21 protein-coding genes and 1 pseudogene are annotated in these 19,566 nt (G+C 59.6%); 10 read left to right on the forward strand and 12 right to left on the reverse strand.

Translation table 11 applies throughout. The features are described from left to right. Positions 1-310 (forward strand): annotated as a pseudogene (locus AC3WQN_RS01095) (hypothetical protein); the annotation flags it as partial. A gap of 188 nt (positions 311-498) precedes the next feature. Here AC3WQN_RS01095 and infA read toward each other — a convergent pair. From infA to trxB, 4 genes are all read right to left on the reverse strand, one after another. Then, complete coding sequence (gene infA / locus AC3WQN_RS01100) at positions 499-717, reverse strand: translation initiation factor IF-1 (protein WP_002553999.1); 219 nt, start codon at positions 715-717, stop codon at positions 499-501. A 111-nt stretch (positions 718-828) separates the two neighbouring features. Continuing rightward, entirely contained in the window at positions 829-1,536 is a 708-nt protein-coding gene (locus AC3WQN_RS01105) for an arginyltransferase (protein WP_103401438.1), read from the reverse strand. A gap of 58 nt (positions 1,537-1,594) precedes the next feature. Further along, positions 1,595-2,275: a leucyl/phenylalanyl-tRNA--protein transferase gene (aat, locus tag AC3WQN_RS01110; RefSeq protein WP_103401439.1), complete on the reverse strand. Its 681-nt coding sequence runs from the start codon at positions 2,273-2,275 to the stop codon at positions 1,595-1,597. Between the two features lie 61 nt (positions 2,276-2,336). Continuing rightward, complete coding sequence (gene trxB, locus AC3WQN_RS01115; RefSeq protein WP_103401440.1) at positions 2,337-3,287, reverse strand: thioredoxin-disulfide reductase; 951 nt, start codon at positions 3,285-3,287, stop codon at positions 2,337-2,339. A 306-nt stretch (positions 3,288-3,593) separates the two neighbouring features. Between trxB and ftsK the strand changes: the two genes are divergently transcribed. From ftsK to AC3WQN_RS01160, 9 genes are all read left to right on the forward strand, one after another. Next, entirely contained in the window at positions 3,594-5,999 is a 2,406-nt protein-coding gene (ftsK, locus tag AC3WQN_RS01120; RefSeq protein WP_103401441.1) for a DNA translocase FtsK, read from the forward strand. 58 nt (positions 6,000-6,057) lie between these two features. Continuing rightward, positions 6,058-6,681 (forward strand): outer membrane lipoprotein periplasmic chaperone LolA, encoded by a 624-nt coding sequence (gene lolA / locus AC3WQN_RS01125; RefSeq protein ID WP_095079299.1) that lies wholly within the window; start codon positions 6,058-6,060, stop codon positions 6,679-6,681. A 22-nt stretch (positions 6,682-6,703) separates the two neighbouring features. Continuing rightward, a complete protein-coding gene (locus AC3WQN_RS01130) occupies positions 6,704-8,029 on the forward strand; it encodes a replication-associated recombination protein A (RefSeq protein ID WP_095079300.1) in 1,326 nt (441 codons plus the stop codon). Further along, complete coding sequence (crcB, locus tag AC3WQN_RS01135; protein WP_103401442.1) at positions 8,026-8,400, forward strand: fluoride efflux transporter CrcB; 375 nt, start codon at positions 8,026-8,028, stop codon at positions 8,398-8,400. Before AC3WQN_RS01130 ends, crcB begins: the two co-directional genes overlap by 4 nt. Before the next feature lie 16 nt (positions 8,401-8,416). Next, positions 8,417-9,697 carry a serine--tRNA ligase gene (gene serS, locus AC3WQN_RS01140; RefSeq protein ID WP_103401443.1) on the forward strand — a complete coding sequence of 427 codons (1,281 nt, stop codon included), beginning with the start codon at positions 8,417-8,419 and terminating at the stop codon, positions 9,695-9,697. Beyond that, positions 9,698-11,092: a siroheme synthase CysG gene (cysG, locus tag AC3WQN_RS01145; RefSeq protein ID WP_103401444.1), complete on the forward strand. Its 1,395-nt coding sequence runs from the start codon at positions 9,698-9,700 to the stop codon at positions 11,090-11,092. Between the two features lie 759 nt (positions 11,093-11,851). Then, positions 11,852-12,742: an HpcH/HpaI aldolase family protein gene (locus AC3WQN_RS01150; RefSeq protein WP_218277363.1), complete on the forward strand. Its 891-nt coding sequence runs from the start codon at positions 11,852-11,854 to the stop codon at positions 12,740-12,742. A gap of 67 nt (positions 12,743-12,809) precedes the next feature. Next, a complete protein-coding gene (locus AC3WQN_RS01155; protein ID WP_103401445.1) occupies positions 12,810-13,730 on the forward strand; it encodes a branched-chain amino acid transaminase in 921 nt (306 codons plus the stop codon). 501 nt (positions 13,731-14,231) lie between these two features. Further along, positions 14,232-14,708 carry an Lrp/AsnC family transcriptional regulator gene (locus AC3WQN_RS01160; protein ID WP_095079305.1) on the forward strand — a complete coding sequence of 159 codons (477 nt, stop codon included), beginning with the start codon at positions 14,232-14,234 and terminating at the stop codon, positions 14,706-14,708. A 221-nt stretch (positions 14,709-14,929) separates the two neighbouring features. Here AC3WQN_RS01160 and AC3WQN_RS01165 read toward each other — a convergent pair whose 3' ends face one another. From AC3WQN_RS01165 to AC3WQN_RS01200, 8 genes are all read right to left on the reverse strand, one after another. Continuing rightward, complete coding sequence (locus AC3WQN_RS01165; RefSeq protein WP_103401446.1) at positions 14,930-15,937, reverse strand: glutathione S-transferase family protein; 1,008 nt, start codon at positions 15,935-15,937, stop codon at positions 14,930-14,932. 88 nt (positions 15,938-16,025) lie between these two features. Then, a complete protein-coding gene (locus AC3WQN_RS01170; RefSeq protein WP_103401447.1) occupies positions 16,026-17,027 on the reverse strand; it encodes a glycosyl transferase family protein in 1,002 nt (333 codons plus the stop codon). Then, entirely contained in the window at positions 17,024-17,359 is a 336-nt protein-coding gene (locus AC3WQN_RS01175; RefSeq protein WP_095079308.1) for a TusE/DsrC/DsvC family sulfur relay protein, read from the reverse strand. Before AC3WQN_RS01175 ends, AC3WQN_RS01170 begins: the two co-directional genes overlap by 4 nt. Then, complete coding sequence (tusB, locus tag AC3WQN_RS01180; RefSeq protein WP_103401448.1) at positions 17,356-17,655, reverse strand: sulfurtransferase complex subunit TusB; 300 nt, start codon at positions 17,653-17,655, stop codon at positions 17,356-17,358. Before tusB ends, AC3WQN_RS01175 begins: the two co-directional genes overlap by 4 nt. Continuing rightward, entirely contained in the window at positions 17,655-18,017 is a 363-nt protein-coding gene (tusC, locus tag AC3WQN_RS01185; RefSeq protein WP_103401449.1) for a sulfurtransferase complex subunit TusC, read from the reverse strand. The genes tusB and tusC overlap by 1 nt, the downstream gene beginning before the upstream one ends. 3 nt (positions 18,018-18,020) lie before the next feature. Continuing rightward, positions 18,021-18,413: a sulfurtransferase complex subunit TusD gene (gene tusD, locus AC3WQN_RS01190; RefSeq protein ID WP_103401467.1), complete on the reverse strand. Its 393-nt coding sequence runs from the start codon at positions 18,411-18,413 to the stop codon at positions 18,021-18,023. 65 nt (positions 18,414-18,478) lie between these two features. After that, positions 18,479-19,183, reverse strand: coding sequence for a YoaK family protein (locus tag AC3WQN_RS01195; RefSeq protein WP_103401450.1), 705 nt, complete (start codon positions 19,181-19,183; stop codon positions 18,479-18,481). A gap of 3 nt (positions 19,184-19,186) precedes the next feature. Next, on the reverse strand, positions 19,187-19,516 hold the full coding sequence (locus AC3WQN_RS01200; RefSeq protein WP_103401451.1) for a DUF6388 family protein: 330 nt from the start codon (positions 19,514-19,516) through the stop codon (positions 19,187-19,189). Positions 19,517-19,566 lie beyond the last annotated feature (50 nt).

A 19,566-nucleotide genomic window follows, 5' to 3' on the forward strand; every position in this document is an offset into this window, starting at 1 on the left:
GGCTTTGGCTTTGGCTTTGGCTTTGGCTTTGGCTTTGGCTTTGGCTTTGGCTTTGGCTTTGGCTTTGGCTTTGGCTTTGGCTTTTGATCTTGCTTTTGCTCTTTCGCCCCATCGGCAGGCCGAGTGTAGGTGGCCATCAGGGGGTAGGCGCGTAGCGCCGTTCGGCGAAGCCGAACACATCGAGAGGAGGTCGTCGCGAAGCAGACCGGAGGCGATGCCCCCTGATGGGCACCGTAGCGAGGGAATACCGAGCCTTGGCGAGGTACCGTACGCCGGGGCGAAAGCCTTTTGGTTCCTTTTTGGCGTTTGAAAAAGGGACTCGCTGTAAGAGCGAAACCGCCAGCGGCCTTAACCGCAGGAACGGATATGTACACAGCCCAAGCTGTAAAAGCGAAGCCGCCAACAGCCGTTACCGCAGAAATGGATATGTACTCGATCACGCAAACAACAGACAAACAAAAACGCCCGGCATAAACCGGGCGTTTTGTATTGACTTGATTAGCGAGCGCGGTAAGTGATGCGCCCTTTGCTCAAGTCATAGGGCGTCAGCTCGACGCGCACCTTGTCACCGGTAAGAATACGAATGTAGTTCTTGCGCATCTTGCCGGAAATATGCGCGGTTACGACGTGCCCATTTTCCAACTCCACACGAAACATGGTGTTGGGCAGGGTGTCGACGACAGTGCCTTCCATTTCGAAGCTGTCTTCTTTCGACATGCAGTAAAGCCCTCGGTATCCAATGAATGGCCCGGTGCAACTGCGCCAGGCAAAAGCGGCGTGCATTGTGCCCGAAAAGTGGGGTTCAAGCCAAGGGATTTAGGGAGCAGGCTAGTTCAGGACCACCCAGCGCTGGTTAATCAGCAGCTCTATGGGGCGATATTGGGTCTTGTAGCTCATTTTTTTGCAGTTCTTGATCCAGTATCCAAGGTACACCGCATCAAGGCCCAGGCGCCGGGCTTCGCCGATTTGCCAGAGGATGGCATAACGTCCCAGGCTGCGGCGCTCTTCGTCGGGATCATAGAAGGTGTACACCGCGGACAGCCCGTTGGGCAGCAAGTCGGTCACGGCGATCGCCAGCAGGCGACCTTCGAGGCGGAATTCATAGAAGCGCGAAAAGGGCAGGTCGCGGACCAGAAAGGTCGAGAACTGATCACGGCTGGGCGGGTACATGTCGCCGTCGGCGTGGCGCTGTTCAATGTAGCGTTGGTACAGGTCGAAGTATTCCTCGCTGAAGCCGGGTTTCGCCGGGCGTACCTGCACGTCGGCGTTGCGCTTGAAAATGCGTTTCTGTTGCCGGTTAGGGGTGAACTGCGCAACGGGAATGCGCGCAGGCACACACGCATTGCAGTTCTGGCAATGAGGTCGGTACAGATGGTCGCCACTGCGACGAAAACCCATTTCCGACAGGTCTGCATAGACATGCACGTCCATGGGCTGGCTAGGGTCGAGAAACAGCGTCGTCGCCTGTTCCTCTGGCAGGTAGCTGCAAGAGTGGGGCTGAGTGGCATAAAACTTGAGGCGCGCCAACTCGGTCATGAATCAACCCTCGGGATTTGCTGTTCAATTAAGTGTAAGCCACGGGCGCCAAAGGCGCCTAGCAAACCCATGTGGCGCGGTTGGGTAGATCGAGATGCTGCGCCAGGTAGCCGGCAAACTCCCGGCGCGGGATCGAACGGGCACCCAGGCTGTGCAGGTGGCCGGTGGGCATCTGGCAGTCGATCAGCACAAAGCCTGCGTCCTTGAGGTGATTGACGAGGGTGGCAAAGCCGAACTTGGAGGCGTTGTCGGCGCGGCTGAACATCGACTCGCCAAAAAACAGTTGCCCCATCGCCAGGCCATAGAGACCACCCACCAGTACTCCTTGATCCCAGACTTCCACGGAGTGGGCGTGGCCGCGGGCATGGAGTTCGGTGTAGGCGCTTTGCATGGCGTCGGTGATCCAGGTGCCGTCGGCGTAGTCCCGTGGTGCGGCGCAGGCGCTGATAACGGCGGTGAAGTCCTGGTCGAAGGTGACCTGGTAGCGCTGTTGTCGCAGTAGCTTGGCGAGGCTGCGAGAAACATGCAGTTCGTCGGGAAACAAGACGGTGCGCGGGTCGGGAGACCACCACAGAATCGGCTGGCCTTCCGAGAACCAGGGAAAACAGCCATGGCGATAGGCGTGGACCAGCCGATCGGCGGACAGGTCGCCGCCGGCGGCAAGCAGGCCGTTGGGCTCGCGCATGGCTTTTTCCAGCGGCGGGAATGTCAGTGAGTCGCGTTGTAACCAGGTCAGCATGGCATCCAGCTTACAGAAGGGGAGGGCGGCGGCAGGTCCGACCTGCCGCCATGGCTCTGATTCAGTTGTCGTCGAGGTATTTTTCAGCGTCCAGCGCCGCCATGCAACCGGCACCGGCGGAGGTTACTGCCTGGCGGTACACGTGATCGGCGACATCGCCGGCGGCAAACACGCCGTTGATCTCGGTGGCGGTGGCATTGCCTTCGTTGCCGCCCTGTACCCGCAGGTAGCCGTTATGCATCTCCAACTGGCCCTGGAACAGGTCCGTATTGGGTTTGTGGCCAATGGCGATGAACACGCCCGCCAGCGGCAGTTCGCGGGTTTCGCCGGTGTTGCTGTCGCGCAGGCGGGCACCGGTGACACCACTGGCGTCGCCCAGTACTTCGTCGAGGTTCTGGTTCCAGTGCAGATGGATATTACCGTTTGCGGCCTTTTCGAACAGTTTGTCCTGCAGGATCTTCTCCGAGCGCAGTTTGTCGCGGCGGTGAATCAGGTGAACCTCCCTGGCAATGTTGGACAGGTACAGCGCTTCTTCAACGGCGGTATTGCCGCCGCCGACCACCGCGACCACCTGGTTGCGATAGAAAAAACCGTCGCAGGTGGCGCAGGCCGAAACCCCCTTGCCGGCGAAGGCCTCTTCCGAAGGCAGGCCCAGGTACTGGGCCGAGGCGCCGGTGGCGATGATCAGCGCGTCGCAGGTGTAGGTGCCGCTGTCGCCGATGAGTTCGAACGGGCGCTGCTGCAACTTGGCGGTGTGGATGTGGTCGTAGACGATCCGGGTGTCAAAGCGCTCGGCATGCTTTTGCATGCGCTCCATGAGTACCGGGCCGGTGAGGCCTTCGACGTCCCCGGGCCAGTTGTCGACTTCGACGGTAGTGGTCAGCTGGCCACCTGCCTGTATACCGGTGATGACAACGGGTTTGAGGTTGGCGCGGGCGGCATAAACGGCGGCGCTGTAACCGGCAGGGCCGGAGCCCAGAATGATCAGGCGTGAATGCTTGGGTTCGTTCATAAAAACACCTCATAAGCCTTTGTCACAAAAGAGAATGCATGCTCAAATTGACCCGCGCGCACTGTACTTTTGGCTATGCTGTAGCCAAGGGCTTGAAGCATGGCATCGGACGTACAAACCCGTACAATACCGGGCTGTTACAGTGTATTTATCAAAAAAAGCTGTGCATGCCGTGTTTATAAAAACCCAAGTGCAGTGTTAAAAGTAGTCCCAGTTGCGCCTGTTCACTTTTTTACCTGCCTGGATTGGGCAGTTTTATAGTCATTCAACAGATGGACGCGCCAAGGGCGCAGGAAAAGAAGCGTTTTGAAGAAATCCACCGCAGCACCTAAAACAGTCGTTCCGCTCTGGCGTCAGCACCTGCACTACCGGCTCAAGGAAGGTGCGCTGATCGCCATTGGCGCCTTGTGCCTGTTCCTGATGATGGCCTTGCTGACCTACGGCAAGGACGATCCGGGATGGAGCCACAACAGCAAGATTGACGATGTGCAGAACTTCGGTGGGCCGGCCGGCTCCTACAGCGCCGATATCCTGTTCATGGTGCTGGGTTACTTCGCCTACATCTTCCCGCTGTTGCTGGCGGTCAAGACCTACCAGATCTTTCGCCAGCGCCACGAGCCGTGGCAGTGGAGTGGCTGGCTGTTCTCCTGGCGGCTGATCGGCCTGGTGTTCCTGGTGTTGTCGGGCGCGGCCCTGGCCCACATCCATTTCCATGCCCCGACCGGGCTGCCGGCGGGTGCCGGTGGTGCGCTGGGGGAAAGCCTGGGGGATCTGGCCCGGAACGCGCTGAACATCCAGGGCAGCACCCTGATGTTCATTGCCCTGTTCCTGTTCGGCCTGACCGTGTTCACCGACCTGTCATGGTTCAAGGTGATGGACCTGACCGGCAAGATCACCCTCGACCTGTTCGAGGTGTTCCAGGGCGCCGCCAATCGCTGGTGGGCGGCGCGCGCCGAACGCAAGCAACTGGTTGCCCAACTGCGTGAAGTCGATGACCGGGTGCACGATGTAGTTGCGCCGACTGTCACCGACAAACGCGAGCAGGCCAAGGTCAAGGAGCGCCTGATCGAGCGTGAGCAAGCCCTGAGCAAGCACATGTCCGAGCGTGAAAAACAGGTGCCGCCAGTGATTCTGCCCGCGCCACCGAAGCCGCCGGCACCGAGCAAGCGCGTGGAAAAGGAGAAGCAGGCGCCGCTGTTCGTCGACAGCGCCGTGGAAGGCACCTTGCCACCGATCTCGATCCTCGATCCGGCGGAAAAGAAACAACTCAACTACTCCCCTGAGTCGCTGGCGGCGGTTGGCCACTTGCTGGAAATCAAGCTCAAGGAATTCGGCGTCGAAGTCACCGTGGACTCGATCCATCCGGGCCCGGTGATTACCCGTTACGAAATCCAGCCGGCGGCCGGGGTCAAGGTCAGCCGTATTTCCAATCTGGCCAAGGACCTTGCCCGTTCACTGGCAGTGACCAGCGTGCGGGTCGTGGAAGTGATCCCGGGCAAGACCACGGTTGGTATCGAGATCCCGAACGAAGACCGCCAGATCGTGCGTTTCTCCGAAGTGCTGTCGACCCCGGAGTACGACAACGCCAAGTCGCCGGTGACCCTGGCCCTGGGGCATGACATCGGCGGCAAGCCGGTGATCACTGACCTGGCCAAGATGCCTCACCTGCTGGTGGCCGGTACCACCGGTTCCGGTAAGTCGGTGGGGGTGAACGCGATGATCCTGTCGATCCTGTTCAAGTCGGGCCCGGAAGACGCCAAACTGATCATGATCGACCCGAAAATGCTTGAATTGTCGATCTACGAAGGCATTCCGCACCTGCTGTGCCCGGTGGTCACCGACATGAAGGACGCGGCCAACGCCCTGCGCTGGAGCGTGGCCGAGATGGAGCGTCGCTACAAACTGATGGCGAAGATGGGCGTGCGTAACCTGGCCGGCTTCAACCAGAAGGTCAAGGACGCCGAGGACGCCGGCACACCGCTGACCGACCCGCTGTACAACCGCGAGAGCATCCACGACGAAGCGCCGCTGCTGAAGAAACTGCCGACCATCGTGGTGGTGGTCGACGAATTCGCCGACATGATGATGATCGTCGGCAAGAAGGTTGAGGAACTGATCGCCCGTATCGCCCAGAAAGCACGAGCGGCCGGCATTCACTTGATCCTGGCGACCCAGCGTCCGTCGGTGGACGTGATCACCGGCCTGATCAAGGCCAACATTCCGACCCGCATGGCGTTCCAGGTGTCGAGCAAGATCGACTCGCGGACCATCATCGACCAGGGCGGTGCCGAGCAACTGCTGGGCCACGGTGACATGCTCTACATGCCGCCGGGCACCAGCCTGCCGATTCGGGTTCACGGCGCGTTCGTGTCCGACGATGAAGTGCATCGGGTGGTCGAAGCCTGGAAACTGCGCGGCGCCCCGGAGTACAACGATGACATCCTCAACGGTGTCGAAGAGGCGGGTAGCGGCTTTGAAGGCGGCAGCGGCGGCGGTGACGATGATGCTGAAACCGATGCGCTCTACGACGAAGCCGTGCAGTTCGTGCTGGAAAGCCGCCGCGCGTCGATCTCGGCAGTGCAACGCAAGCTCAAGATCGGTTACAACCGTGCTGCACGCATGATCGAGGCTATGGAAATGGCCGGGGTCGTGACCTCCATGAATACCAACGGCTCGCGTGAAGTCCTGGCCCCAGGCCCGGTGCGCGACTGATCGGTGCCGCGTGAGTTCACGCGGCGCGCCATTCAAACGAATATCTAAGAGGACTCCCATGCGTCTTATCCGCATGTTGCTGTTGCCGGTACTGGCTTTAACCACGTTGTCGGCCCATGCCGATGACAAGGATGTGGCGCGTCTGACCCAACTGCTTGAAAAGTCGCAGACCCTGACTGCACGTTTTTCCCAGCTGACCCTCGATGGCACCGGCACCCAGTTGCAGGAAACCACCGGCCAGATGTCGCTGCAGCGCCCGGGCCTGTTCTACTGGCACACCGATGCGCCGCAGGAACAACTGATGGTGTCTGATGGCAAGAAAGTCTCCCTGTGGGACCCGGACCTGGAGCAGGTCACGATCAAGACCCTCGACCAGCGCCTGACCCAGACGCCCGCCCTGTTGCTCTCCGGCGATGTGTCGAAAATCAGCCAGAGCTTCGATATCAGCTCCAAGGAAGCCGGTGGCGTGATCGATTTCACGCTCAAGCCGAAAACCAAGGACACCCTGTTCGACAACCTGCGCCTGTCGTTCCGTAATGGCCTGGTCAATGACATGCAGTTGATCGACAGTGTTGGCCAGCGTACCAATATCCTGTTCACAGGGGTGAAGGCCAACGAGCCGATCCCTGCGTCCAAGTTCAAGTTCGACATCCCCAAGGGTGCGGACGTGATCCAGGAATAAACAGAGGTTTCAAACGTACGTGATGGATCTGTTTCGCAGTGCCCCGATCGCTCAACCCCTGGCCGCCCGTCTGCGTGCGGCCAATCTGGATGAGTACGTCGGTCAGGAACACCTGTTGGCCCGCGGCAAGCCCTTGCGTGAGGCGCTGGAGCAGGGCGCCCTGCACTCGATGATTTTCTGGGGGCCGCCTGGAGTGGGTAAAACCACCCTGGCGCGGCTGCTGGCGGAAGTCTCGGACGCGCACTTTGAAACGGTCTCGGCCGTACTGGCCGGGGTCAAGGAGATCCGCCAGGCGGTGGACGTGGCCAAGCAGCAGGCCGGGCAGTATGGCCGCCGCACGATTCTGTTCGTCGACGAAGTGCATCGCTTCAACAAGTCGCAACAGGACGCCTTCCTGCCGTATGTCGAAGATGGCACGCTGATTTTTATTGGCGCGACCACCGAAAACCCGTCCTTCGAGTTGAACAACGCCTTGCTGTCCCGTGCGCGGGTCTACGTGCTCAAGAGCCTCGATGAGGCCGCGCTGAACAAACTGGTGCAGCGCGCGCTGACCGAGGAGCGGGGCCTGGGCAAGCGGCAGCTGAGTCTCAGCGACGAAGGTTTCCAGATGCTGCTGTCCGCCGCCGATGGCGATGGCCGGCGTCTGCTCAACCTGCTGGAAAACGCCTCGGACCTGGCCGAAGACCACAGCGAGATCGGTATCGATCTGCTGCAAAGCCTGCTCGGTGATACCCGGCGGCGCTTCGACAAGGGCGGCGAGGCGTTTTACGACCAGATTTCGGCCTTGCACAAATCGGTGCGCGGTTCCAACCCGGACGGCGCGTTGTACTGGTTCGCGCGCATGCTCGACGGTGGTTGCGACCCGTTGTACCTGGCCCGGCGCGTGGTGCGCATGGCCAGCGAAGACATCGGCAATGCCGACCCCCGCGCGCTGAGCCTGTGCCTGGCGGCCTGGGATGTGCAGGAGCGCCTTGGCAGTCCCGAAGGCGAGTTGGCGGTGGCGCAGGCGATCACTTACCTGGCGTGTGCGCCGAAAAGCAACGCGGTGTACATGGGGTTCAAGGCCGCCATGCGCAGTGCCGCCGAACACGGCTCGCTGGAAGTCCCGCTGCATTTGCGCAACGCCCCGACCAAGCTGATGAAGCAGCTCGGCTACGGTGACGAATACCGTTATGCCCATGATGAGCCGGACGCCTATGCGGCCGGCGAAGACTATTTCCCGGAAGCACTGGAGCCGCAAGCGTTCTACCGGCCGGTGCCCCGGGGCCTGGAATTGAAAATCGGCGAGAAGCTCAATCACCTCGCCCAGCTGGACCGCCTGAGCCCCCGGCAGCGGAGAAAGCCTTGATTGCACTGATTGTTGCGGTCTCCGTCGGAGGCGTTGCCGGTACCTTGCTGCGGTTCGCCACCGGCAACTGGATCAACGCCAATTGGCCGCGGCACTTCTATACCGCGACGCTGGCCGTTAATATCGTGGGCTGTCTGCTGATCGGCGTGCTGTACGGCCTGTTTCTGATTCGTCCGGAGGTACCGTTCGAGGTGCGCTCCGGGTTGATCGTCGGCTTCCTCGGAGGGCTGACGACTTTTTCATCCTTTTCACTGGATACGGTGCGTTTGCTGGAAAGCGGGCAAGTGCCGCTGGCCCTGGGCTATGCGGCCATCAGCGTATTCGGCGGGCTGCTCGCGACCTGGGCTGGCCTGTCCCTGACCAAACTTTGATAAACGAGAGACCGACATGCTCGATTCCAAACTGTTACGTAGCAACCTTCAGGACGTAGCGGACCGCCTGGCATCCCGTGGCTTTGTGCTGGATGTTGCGCGCATCGAAGCGCTGGAAGAACAGCGCAAGATCGTCCAGACCCGCACCGAAGCACTGCAGGCCGAACGTAATGCGCGCTCCAAATCCATCGGTCAGGCCAAGCAGCGCGGCGAAGACATCGCGCCGCTGATGGCGGACGTCGAGCGCATGGCGAACGAGCTGGGTGCCGGCAAAGTCGAGCTGGATGCGATCCAGACTGAACTGGATTCGATCCTGCTGTGTATCCCGAACCTGCCGCATGAATCGGTACCGGTGGGCGATGACGAAGACGGCAACGTCGAAGTGCGTCGCTGGGGCACGCCGACTGCCTTCGATTTCGAAGTCAAGGACCATGTCGCCCTGGGCGAGAAATTCGGCTGGCTGGACTTCGAAACCGCCGCCAAGCTGTCCGGTGCCCGTTTCGCCCTGCTGCGTGGGCCGATTGCCCGCATGCACCGCGCCCTGGCGCAGTTCATGATCAATCTGCACACCACCGAACACGGTTATGAAGAGGCCTATACGCCTTATCTGGTCCAGGCGCCTGCCTTGCAGGGTACCGGCCAGTTGCCGAAGTTCGAGGAAGACCTGTTCAAGATCGCTCGCGAAGGCGAGGCCGACCTGTACCTGATCCCGACCGCCGAAGTGTCGCTGACCAACATCGTGGCGGGCGAAATCGTCGACGCCAAGCAACTGCCGATCAAGTTCGTGGCCCACACCCCGTGCTTCCGCAGTGAAGCCGGTGCCTCGGGTCGTGACACCCGCGGGATGATCCGCCAGCACCAGTTCGACAAGGTCGAAATGGTCCAGATCGTTGAGCCATCGACCTCGATGGAGGCGCTGGAAGGCCTGACCGCCAACGCGGAAAAAGTCCTGCAATTGCTCGAGCTGCCATACCGCACCCTGGCCCTGTGCACCGGCGACATGGGCTTCAGCGCGGTCAAGACCTACGACCTGGAAGTGTGGATTCCGAGCCAGGACAAGTACCGCGAGATTTCGTCGTGCTCCAACTGCGGCGACTTCCAGGCCCGTCGCATGCAAGCGCGCTTCCGCAACCCGGAAACCGGCAAGCCGGAGCTGGTGCACACCCTGAACGGTTCTGGCTTGGCGGTCGGCCGTACCTTGGTGGCGGTGCTGGAGAACTATCAGCAGGCCGACGGCTCGATCCGTGTGCCGGAAGTCCTCAAGCCTTACATGGGCGGTCTCGAGGTCATCGGCTAAATGGAATTCCTGCCGCTGTTTCACAACCTGCGCGGGCGCCGTGTGCTGGTCGTCGGTGGAGGGGAGATTGCCTTGCGCAAATCCCGTCTGCTGGCCGACGCCGGTGCGCTGTTGCGGGTCGTTGCACCCGAGATCGAAGCCCAGCTGCGTGAGTTGGTGCAAGGCAGCGGCGGCGAGTTGGTGGCGCGTGGCTATCTTGAGTCGGACCTCGACGGTTGCGGGCTGATCATTGCCGCCACCGACGACCAGGCACTGAATGCGCAAGTCTCCCAGGATGCTCATCGGCGTTGCGTGCCGGTCAATGTGGTGGATGCGCCGGCGTTGTGCAGCGTGATCTTCCCGGCGATCGTCGATCGTTCGCCGCTGGTGATCGCAGTGTCCAGCGGTGGCGACGCGCCGGTGCTGGCGCGGTTGATCCGGGCCAAGCTGGAAACCTGGATTCCTTCGACCTACGGCCAGTTGGCCGGGCTGGCGGCGCGTTTTCGCCACCAGGTCAAAGGGTTGTTTCCGGATGTCCAGCAGCGTCGGGCGTTCTGGGAAGAGGTGTTCCAGGGGCCGATCGCCGATCGCCAACTGGCCGGACAGGGCGCGGAAGCCGAGCGTTTATTGCAGGCCAAGATCAACGGTGAGTCTGTCCGTGCGACTGGTGAGGTGTATCTGGTGGGCGCAGGGCCGGGTGACCCGGATCTGCTGACCTTCCGCGCCTTGCGCCTGATGCAGCAGGCGGACGTGGTGCTGTATGACCGTCTGGTGGCTCCGGCGATTCTTGAACTGTGCCGTCGCGATGCCGAGCGGGTCTACGTCGGCAAGCGCCGCGCCGATCACGCCGTCCCGCAAGACCAGATCAACCAGCAATTGGTGGATCTGGCCAGGCAGGGCAAGCGCGTGGTGCGGTTGAAGGGCGGAGATCCGTTCATCTTTGGCCGTGGCGGCGAAGAGATCGAGGAATTGGCGGCCCAGGGCATCCCGTTCCAGGTGGTGCCGGGTATCACGGCGGCCAGCGGTTGCGCGGCGTATGCCGGGATTCCGCTGACCCACCGCGATTACGCGCAATCGGTGCGTTTCATCACCGGCCACCTGAAAGACGGCAGCACGGATTTGCCGTGGAGCGATCTGGTCGCGCCCGCGCAAACCCTGGTGTTCTACATGGGACTGGTGGGGTTGCCGATCATCTGCGAACAGCTGATCCGGCACGGTCGTTCGGCGGACACGCCAGCGGCATTGATCCAACAGGGCACCACCTCCAACCAACGGGTCTTCACTGGCACGCTGGCCAACCTGCCGCAGCTGGTGGCGGAGCATGAAGTGCATGCGCCGACCCTGGTGATTGTGGGAGAGGTGGTGCAGCTTCGCGAGAAGCTGGCGTGGTTTGAAGGGGCACAGTCGCAGGTCTGAAGACTGTGTCATCTTCATTGCGGGCAAGCTGAACGGGTCAAGAGATTTGGACGCCGGTCAAGGTTTCGCACATCCATCCGGGCCTCATGTTCGATTCGTAGCCTGTCTCGGGTACCCACTCTGATTTCAAACTTTCAACGAAACGCTCCATTGGAGCGTTGTCCCAGGCAGTGCACGAAAAGTCATGTCGTGAACACCGCATGGTGCAGGCCAGAGAGCCCATCGCAGGGCTTCGCAGGTCAGCATGGCATCAGCGATCATCGACAGTGACCAGGCCACGATCCTGCATACGTACAAATCCAGAGCCGCTGCGAAGTACAGCCACCGCTTACCGACTTTGATCTACGCCACGCCCCCACACCACACTTGATTGACCGCCGTGACATCGAACGTTCGTTTGAGTACGTGCGGCGCCACCAAGGCCTCCACGCCAGGGTGCGCGCGCGCAGAGGCTCCCGACGTCCGGTGATGCTTGGCAGCCTTGAGTTTGAACTCCCTCGAATCAGATTTCTGCATATCCAGGCACCTCGGATGTGGGCGTCTCATAGCGCCCGATTGAGGTGTCAAAAATCATCAGGGCAGTTCAAGCCCGTTCCCACAGGGGATTTGCGGACGACACCAATCAAATGTGGGCGTGGGTTTTAAACGTCTCTGTCTGTTTGAGCGTGCAATCCATTTTGGTGGAATTTCACTGGCATTCACTGACATCGGCATGAAGCTTCCGCATATGCAGGAAAAGTGGCATGAACGTTCTGTTGCATGTCGTTTCTGTTAATGAAAATGCGCAAAAAATACCCCTGGCACCTGCTTAACATGAGCCATCGAATACTGCCGCACAACGATGCCAGGAGACCTGCCGTGCGTTTTATAAATCCCATCAAGCACAGTTTAAAAAGCGCTAAACCAACCGTTGGCTGCTGGCTGACGCTCGCTAGCCCTGCGGTCGCCGAGTTGATTGCTCATTGCGGTTTTGATTGGTTGGTCATCGACGGCGAGCACGGCCCAAGCGATACCCAGGATATTGCTGCTCAACTTAGAGCCATTGATGCCGCTGCCTTTAATGGGGCAAAAGCCGCCGGTGCCGTGCGAGTAACCGCCAACGATCCTTCTTTGGTCAAGCGGGCCATGGATTGCGGGGCTCAGACCATTGTCTTCCCGAACATTAATAGTGCGGCTGACGCGCAAGCCGCAGTGGCATCGATGTTATTCCCACAACCAGAGCAAAGGGGTGTGAGGGGCGTCGCGGGAATGGTCAGGGCGGGGAGTTATGGGTTGGACAGCCGCTATGTCAAATCTGCAAATAGCCACGCTTGTGCGATTGTCCTGATCGAGTCAGTGGAAGGGCTAGAGAACGTCGACGCTATAGCTGAAGTCGAGGGTGTTGACTGCCTGTTCATCGGCACAGCTGACTTGTCAGCCAGCATGGGGTTGTTGGGGCAGACCCGGCACGATGATGTCAAGGCAGCGGTAGAGAGCGTCTTGGCAGCTGCCCGCAAGCACTCGAAGGCAGTAGGAATCTTTGCGACTTCTGTAGAGGAAGCCCGCCAATACAGGGAGAAAGGCGTGACCTTTATCGCACTTCATTCTGATACGGGATGGTTGGCCAAAGGGGTGACAGATGCCTTGGCTGCTCTCGACTTGAAAAGATAATACCTGAGTGATCATCGCGTAGCCTCGTCGAATAATGTTGTTTAACTTTCTATATGGGCGGTTGTAAATGTCGATGTCAGATCGTGATGGGAAAATCTGGAAAGATGGAGAGTTGGTGGAATGGCGTGAGGCCAATACTCATGTTTTGACCCATACGCTTCATTACGGCATGGGTGTGTTCGAGGGCATGCGCGCATACGAAACTGCGCGAGGCCCGGCTATTTTTCGCCTGAAAGAGCATGTTCGTCGTCTCTTCAACTCAGCGAGGATTTTTCAGTTGGAAATTCCGTTTGATGAGGAGACTATTCGTGATGCGTGTGTGGCCGTCATTCGTGCAAACAAGTACGACTCTTGCTATCTGCGTCCTTTGGTCTGGATCGGTTCGGACTTTCTGAGTATCGCGGCAAAGAACAATACCATTCATGTTGCAATAGCTGCATGGCCCATGGGTTCTTACCTGGGGGAGGAGGGCATGGTAAATGGTATTCGAGTAAAAACCTCGTCCTTCACCCGCCATCATGTCAATGTTTCCATGGTGCGTGCAAAAGCATGTGGCTATTACATAAATTCTATCTTGGCAAGCCGAGAGGTTACTTCGCTTGGGTTTGATGAGGCGCTATTGCTAGATACTGAAGGGTATGTAAGTGAAGGTGCCGGCGAGAATATATTCATGGTTCGCGACGGGGTTATATACACCCCCGACCTGGCGACCTGCCTTGATGGTATAACACGTGATTCGGTGATGGTAATCGCTCAAGGCCTGGGTTTCGAAGTGAGGGAGAAACGAATCACTCGCGATGAACTATATTGCTGCGATGAGGCGTTTTTTACAGGTACGGCTGCTGAAGTAACACCTATTCGCGAGCTCGATGGCCGGACAATCGGCGCGGGCTTGCGAGGCCCTGTGACTCAGCAGCTTCAAGAGGTCTACTTCTCCGCAGCACAGGGTACTAATCAAACGTATGCTCATTGGTTGACTTATGTTTGATAGTTGTGTGGGGTTATGGTCGTCGCATCATTGATGGTGCCGCTCCCCCTTCTTATGTCTGGTTTAGCTGGGTGTCTTCGAAATCTTTCAACCAAAGGCCGGGTCGTAGGCAGTTTGCAAAGCCAGATACGAGCCTGTCAAAAGCCTGGAGAGTCATGGGGGGCGTAGATGAAAAACAATAAACATGAATGTCGTTTTGCGGTGCTAGCGAATAAGCTGGATTTATTGTGTGCGATAAAGGGTCGTACTGCCTTGATCAAGACGCTGTTCAATCCGCCCTTGTTACTGTTGGTATTGATTTGTATTGTACGATTAGGTGAGTAATGGTGTCGCCTCCAGAGTCCCTTGTGGGGTTGCATCAAGGTAGCGGGGTCCCAACCCAAAGCACCAGGCAAACGGGTGGATAGATACTACGATTTTCCGGAAAAAAACGTGTGCTAGTATCCAAAGCTCTATTAAGAGGATATGGAATGTGAGTTCTGTATTTATGGGGTTTTTGAAATGGTCACTCCAAAGGTAAAGATAGACGCGACGGATCGCCGCATTTTGGCTGCGCTCCAGAAAAATGCGAAGCTTTCGAGTGCGGAGCTTGCTGAGGTGGTGTCACTGAGTGCATCACCCTGCTGGCGACGGGTTAAAAGGCTTGAGGACGTAGGCCTGGTACGTGGCTACCATGCAAACATAAACACTGAGATGCTTGGGTACGCTATCACTGCTTTTGTACAGGTAGCCTTGGATCAAAAGGACACTCGTCATATGGACGCTTTCGAGGAATCCATTACATCGTTTGAGCAAGTAATAGCCTGTCATTGTGTATCGGGTGTTTATGATTATCAGTTGACAGTCTTGGCAAAGGATCTGGCTGAATTCAGTGAGTTCGCCAGAAAGAATATCAATGGGTTTCCCAGCGTCAAGGATGTGTGCACCGCTTTTGTCGTCAAGGAAGTGAAAGCACCTGTGAATTTGATGGTTGGCTAGAGAGCGTGCAGCGCCATTGTGCATTGGCCAGCAAGAAAATCTGAAAACCCAGATGCGCTCGCCAAAAGTGGCAACAGGTTTATCAAGAGAGCATAAATCCCCCGACAAGCGCCCCGAGCATTGCCGCTCATAACGAGTGATCCCAATCAATGAGTGTCAAATCAAGGAACCGATAGGGACCACCCGCGATGAGGTCTTCGAAGCCCGTGGCAATTGTCGTATCAAGCCTCGGTCTTGCGCCAAACCCCTTTTCCGCTCAACCGCTGCCGATCATGGGGCAGGGTGAAGTCCTGTTCCGGCCCTTTGGGCACCACACCTGTCGGATTGATGGTCCTGTGGCTGGCGTAGTAGTGATGCTTGATGTGGGTAAAGTCCACGGTCTCGGCAATCCCCGGCCACTGATACAGTTCGCGCAGCCAGTTCGACAGGTTCGGATAATCGGCAATGCGCCGCAGGTTGCACTTGAAGTGGCCGTAGTACACCGCGTCGAAGCGAATCAGCGTGGTGAACAGGCGGATATCGGCCTCGGTCAGGTAGTCACCGGTCAGGTAGCGTTTATTGCCCAGTAGCCTCTCCAGCCGGTCCAGTTCGGCAAACAACTCGTCGAAGGCCTCCTCATAAGCCGCTTGAGAGGTGGCAAAGCCTGCGCGGTACACACCGTTGTTTACCGCGGGATAGATGCGCGCGTTGAGCTCATCGATGGCCGTGCGCAACGGCTGCGGGTAGAAGTCCAGGTCGTTGCCGGTCATGCCGTCAAACGCGCTGTTGAACATGCGGATGATCTCCGCCGATTCATTGCTGACGATGCGCTTTTGCTGGTTGTCCCACAGCACGGGCACGGTGACGCGACCGGTGTAGTCGAGGGCATCGGCGGTGTAGCGCTGGTGCATGAAGTCGAAGTGGTCGAGCTTGTCGCCGGTTGAACCCAGCTCTTTGTCGAAGGTCCAGCCGTTCTCCAGCATCAGCCAGCTGACCACCGACACATCGATCAGGGTTTCCAGGCCTTTGAGCTTGCGCAGGATCAGCGTGCGGTGGGCCCAAGGGCATGCCAGCGAGACGTAGAGGTGGTAGCGACCGGCCTGGGCGGGGAAGCCGCCTTCGCCGCTGGGGCCTGGCTTGCCGTCAGCGGTCAGCCAATGGCGGCGCTGCGCTTGTTCGCGCTGGAAGGCACCGTCCTTGCTGCTTTCGTACCACTGGTCACGCCAGTGCCCTGCAATCAGCAAACCCATCTCGAACTCCAAGGTTGTCAAACGTTGGAGTCCAGTCTATTTCGATACTTTCGAAATAAAAGCGCAAAGGTTGGGCGTTGATGATCGGTTAAATCGATCTATCCCGGGCTTCCCAGTACTGCTTGGCCTTGGCGAAGGCTTCATCTCGTGGTGTGCCGAGGCCGCGCAAGGCCAGGGCCATGGTGGCAATCAGCGCCAGTTGCGGGTAGCTGTCCTCCACATCGCCACGCCACACGGCTTTGAGGTGCTCAGGGTCGAGAGTTGCCGGTTTGACGTGGCGCTGCGCCGACAGCTGCGGCCATTCTTCGTCCCAGCTTTCGCCGCTGGTGGTGCCGTACAGGTGGCTGTCGGCATCCGGATTGATCTCGATTTCGCCGCCATCGCCCTTGATCACGATCACGTTGTCACCCAGCAAGCCACTGGCATCGCGGTGTACGCCCTGGTAGCCGGGGTGGAAGATGCTTTGCAGGCCACAGCGCGCGCCCAGCGGGTTGAGAATCCGCGCCAGGGAGTGGATCGGCGAGCGCAGCCCCAGGGTATTGCGCAGGTCGATCATCCGCTGCAGTTGCGGTGCCCAGTCGCCCAGCGGCATGAAGGCGAGGTTGCCTTGGTCCAGCGCCGAGCCCACTTGCTGCCAGGTGCGGCACAACGGGATGTGGAGTTGATCGAGCAGTTGCTCGCTGTACAGGCGCCCGGCGGTATGGGCGCCGCCGCCATGCATCAGGATGCGCACGCCGTTTTGCGCCAGGCACTTGGCCGCCAGCAGGTACCACGGCAGGTGACGCTTTTTGCCGGCATAGGTCGGCCAGTCCAGGTCCACCGCCAGTGGCGGTGCCTGCAAGCGTTCGCGCAATGCTTCGGTGAACCCCGCCAGCTCTTCGGCGCTTTCTTCCTTGTGCCGCAACAACATGAGGAATGCGCCCAGTTGGGTGTCTTCGACTTTCTCGTCGAGCAGCATGCCCATGGCTTGGCGAGCCTCTTCACGGGTCAGGCTGCGAGCGCCGCGCTTGCCTTTGCCGAGAATTCGCACGAACTGCGCAAACGGGTGCTCGGCGGGTGTTTCGGTGATCAGTGGGGCGAAATCGGTCATAGACAATTCGTCGGTTTGGGCAGGCCCGCCAGCTTGGCGGCGAGTTTGGCGGGAGTGCCTTTGAACAAGCGGTTCAGGTGCAGGCTGTTGCCCTTGTCCGGGCCCAGTTTGAGCGCGGTGTATTTGATCAGCGGGCGGGTGGCTGGCGACAGCTGGTACTCCTGGTAGAAGCCGCGCAGCAACTCGAGGATTTCCCAGTGTTCGGGGCTCAGCTCAAGTTCTTCGGCAGCGGCCAGGGCGGTGGCGACTTCCGTCGACCAGTCGGCCAGGTCAACCAGGTAGCCGTCCTTGTCCAGCTCGATGCGACGTGCCCCCAGGGTCAGTGAATTCATAACCAGCTGTTGACCTTGTCGTAGTGAATCGACAGTTCGACGAAGGCCGGGTAGTCGAGGCTTTTGATCCACTCGGGCAGCTGCAAACCGCGGGCCTGAATGTCTTCTTCCAGTACAAACAGGCGCAAGGTGGCATGCCGGGCCTGAAGTTCGCCGAACGGCGCGGTGCCGGGTTGCAAGGCGTACACCGCATCGCCGCTGAGCAACAGGGCGTCCTGTGCACCCAGGAGGCGCAGGCAACTGGTCAGCCGGTTATCGGTGAACGGCGAGTGAGACAACACATGCAAAGTCGACATCAGAGGGTAATAACCTGGTCATAACGGTCAATAACAGCCGGGATCTCTCCGGCGGCCAGTACGTTCAGCGGATCAAGGCTCAAGGCACCCGGCGTCAGGCCGCGTGCGGTAGCACTGTCGCCACACACATACAGGTCTTCGATGCCAAACAGGCCGAGTGCTTGCAGATTGGCGCTGAGGTCTTTTTGCTGCACGGCCTTGGCGTTCTGCTGCGTGGCCAGCTGGAACACACCGTCATCGAGAAACAGCAGGCCGATCGGCAAATCGAAGGCGCCACCGGCCAGCACGATGTCCAGCGCTTCACGGGCGCTCGGGCCGGACCAAGGGGCCTGGCGGCTGATAATCAACAGGGATTTAGGCATGTTTCATGGCCCTCCAAAGCAGATCAGGCGATCGGCGTCTTGCACTGCGTCGTGTAACTGGCCGAGTCCGGACAATTCCCACGGCGCACTGACATTGATCGCGGTGCGCTGGTAACGCTTGGCTTCAGCCTCATCCAGCACTCCACGCCTCAGGGCGGCGGCAATGCACACCACGCCGTCCAGTTGATGGTCGCTAACGAACGTGCGCCATTGCAGGGCGATGTCCTGCTCGTCCTGGGGCGTGACGACGTTGCTCGAGGCGTTGTAGACGCCGTCCTGATAAAAAAACAGTCGCACGATCTCATGCCCGCCGGCCAGTGCTGCCTGGGCAAACAGCAGGGCGCGGCGCGAGGAGGGCGCGTGTGCGGCGGAAAACAGCGCGATGGCGAACTTCATGGCGAACTCTGACGACAAATCTGCGGCCATGATAATGCTTTATCGGCGGGGCGGCGAAGGGCGATTCAGCGCGGCATGTAGCCCAGCTGCCAGCGGCGCGGAATCTTCAGCGCAACGATCCCCAGCACCGCCGCCAGCAAGCCGCTGGAGTACAGCGCGTGCAGGCCGAAATGGTGCTCCAGTACCGCGCCCAGCACGGCACCGGCAAACATGCCGGTCCAGGGGATCAGTTGCACTCGCCAACCGTCGCGCCGCTCGCCGAGCAGCCAGCGCCCCAGGCCGCGACCGAAGCGTGACAGGGCGCCGGTGACGTAGGTCAGGCCGATGGGCAGGCCATTGACCTGTTCGACTGCCGCATTGAGCATGCCCATGGCGATGATCGCCGCCAGCAGCGCCGGGAATCGGGCCTCGAATGGCCAGGCCGCGGCGGCGCATAACAACGCGGCGATGCTCAGCATCAACGGCAGGGCGTGGCGCCGGCCGATGCGGGTGATGATCACGCCCAGCGCATTGCCGACGACGAACATGGCAACCAGTACCAGCAGGCGCAGGGTCATGCTCCAGTCACCGTTGCTGATCGCCACCGCGAGGCGCGTGGTATTGCCGCTCATGAACGACACAAAGTCGCCGGTGGCCATGAAGCCTATGGCATCGGTCATGCCTGCCAGCACGGACAGGCTGGCCACCAGGCAGAGTCCGACCCGGCCACGCCATTTCTGCGTGTGCAAAAGGCGGCTTGTCGGGGTGCGATGGGGGGCGGATGGCAGCATCGATCAGGGCTCGAGACCATGCAGTTCGCAGTACTCCAGCCAGTCCATGCCGGCCATCTGCGCCACTTCCTTGTGGACCTCCCGCCGTTGGGCGGCGAAGTCTTCGGGTGTGGCGGCGGTCAATTGCAAGGTCAGCTCCCAGGCAAACAGGCCCTGTTGCTCGGCCTCGGCCTCGAACGCTTCGTGCAGTCGTTCATTGCGGTACTCGGCCATGGTCTCGCCTTTGGCCTGGGCGGCCAGAGGGTTGAGGTTGTCGAGTGTTTCGCGCAGTGCCGGGCGTGCATTGAGAAACCGTTGCAGCGCGAGTTCGTGTTGCGATTCGATCGGAGCCATGGATCATCCTGGTCAAAACGAAAGTATGAGCGGTTGGCGGGCGTTTACCT

Source organism: Pseudomonas sp. FW300-N1A1 (assembly GCF_058789115.1).

Bases quoted from the DNA above. Each gene is read 5' to 3' on its own strand.
- AC3WQN_RS01105 (WP_103401438.1), bottom strand. From the start codon at position 1,536: ATGACCGAGTTGGCGCGCCTCAAGTTTTATGCCACTCAGCCCCACTCT.
- AC3WQN_RS01130 (WP_095079300.1), top strand. From the start codon at position 6,704: ATGGATCTGTTTCGCAGTGCCCCGATCGCTCAACCCCTGGCCGCCCGT.
- aat (WP_103401439.1), bottom strand. From the start codon at position 2,275: ATGCTGACCTGGTTACAACGCGACTCACTGACATTCCCGCCGCTGGAA.
- AC3WQN_RS01165 (WP_103401446.1), bottom strand. From the start codon at position 15,937: ATGGGTTTGCTGATTGCAGGGCACTGGCGTGACCAGTGGTACGAAAGC.
- AC3WQN_RS01170 (WP_103401447.1), bottom strand. From the start codon at position 17,027: ATGACCGATTTCGCCCCACTGATCACCGAAACACCCGCCGAGCACCCG.
- tusD (WP_103401467.1), bottom strand. From the start codon at position 18,413: ATGAAGTTCGCCATCGCGCTGTTTTCCGCCGCACACGCGCCCTCCTCG.
- AC3WQN_RS01195 (WP_103401450.1), bottom strand. From the start codon at position 19,183: ATGCTGCCATCCGCCCCCCATCGCACCCCGACAAGCCGCCTTTTGCAC.
- AC3WQN_RS01150 (WP_218277363.1), top strand. From the start codon at position 11,852: ATGTCGTTTCTGTTAATGAAAATGCGCAAAAAATACCCCTGGCACCTG.
- serS (WP_103401443.1), top strand. From the start codon at position 8,417: ATGCTCGATTCCAAACTGTTACGTAGCAACCTTCAGGACGTAGCGGAC.
- AC3WQN_RS01175 (WP_095079308.1), bottom strand. From the start codon at position 17,359: ATGAATTCACTGACCCTGGGGGCACGTCGCATCGAGCTGGACAAGGAC.
- trxB (WP_103401440.1), bottom strand. From the start codon at position 3,287: ATGAACGAACCCAAGCATTCACGCCTGATCATTCTGGGCTCCGGCCCT.
- infA (WP_002553999.1), bottom strand. From the start codon at position 717: ATGTCGAAAGAAGACAGCTTCGAAATGGAAGGCACTGTCGTCGACACC.
- AC3WQN_RS01200 (WP_103401451.1), bottom strand. From the start codon at position 19,516: ATGGCTCCGATCGAATCGCAACACGAACTCGCGCTGCAACGGTTTCTC.
- cysG (WP_103401444.1), top strand. From the start codon at position 9,698: ATGGAATTCCTGCCGCTGTTTCACAACCTGCGCGGGCGCCGTGTGCTG.
- lolA (WP_095079299.1), top strand. From the start codon at position 6,058: ATGCGTCTTATCCGCATGTTGCTGTTGCCGGTACTGGCTTTAACCACG.
- tusC (WP_103401449.1), bottom strand. From the start codon at position 18,017: ATGCCTAAATCCCTGTTGATTATCAGCCGCCAGGCCCCTTGGTCCGGC.
- tusB (WP_103401448.1), bottom strand. From the start codon at position 17,655: ATGTCGACTTTGCATGTGTTGTCTCACTCGCCGTTCACCGATAACCGG.
- AC3WQN_RS01160 (WP_095079305.1), top strand. From the start codon at position 14,232: ATGGTCACTCCAAAGGTAAAGATAGACGCGACGGATCGCCGCATTTTG.
- AC3WQN_RS01155 (WP_103401445.1), top strand. From the start codon at position 12,810: ATGTCGATGTCAGATCGTGATGGGAAAATCTGGAAAGATGGAGAGTTG.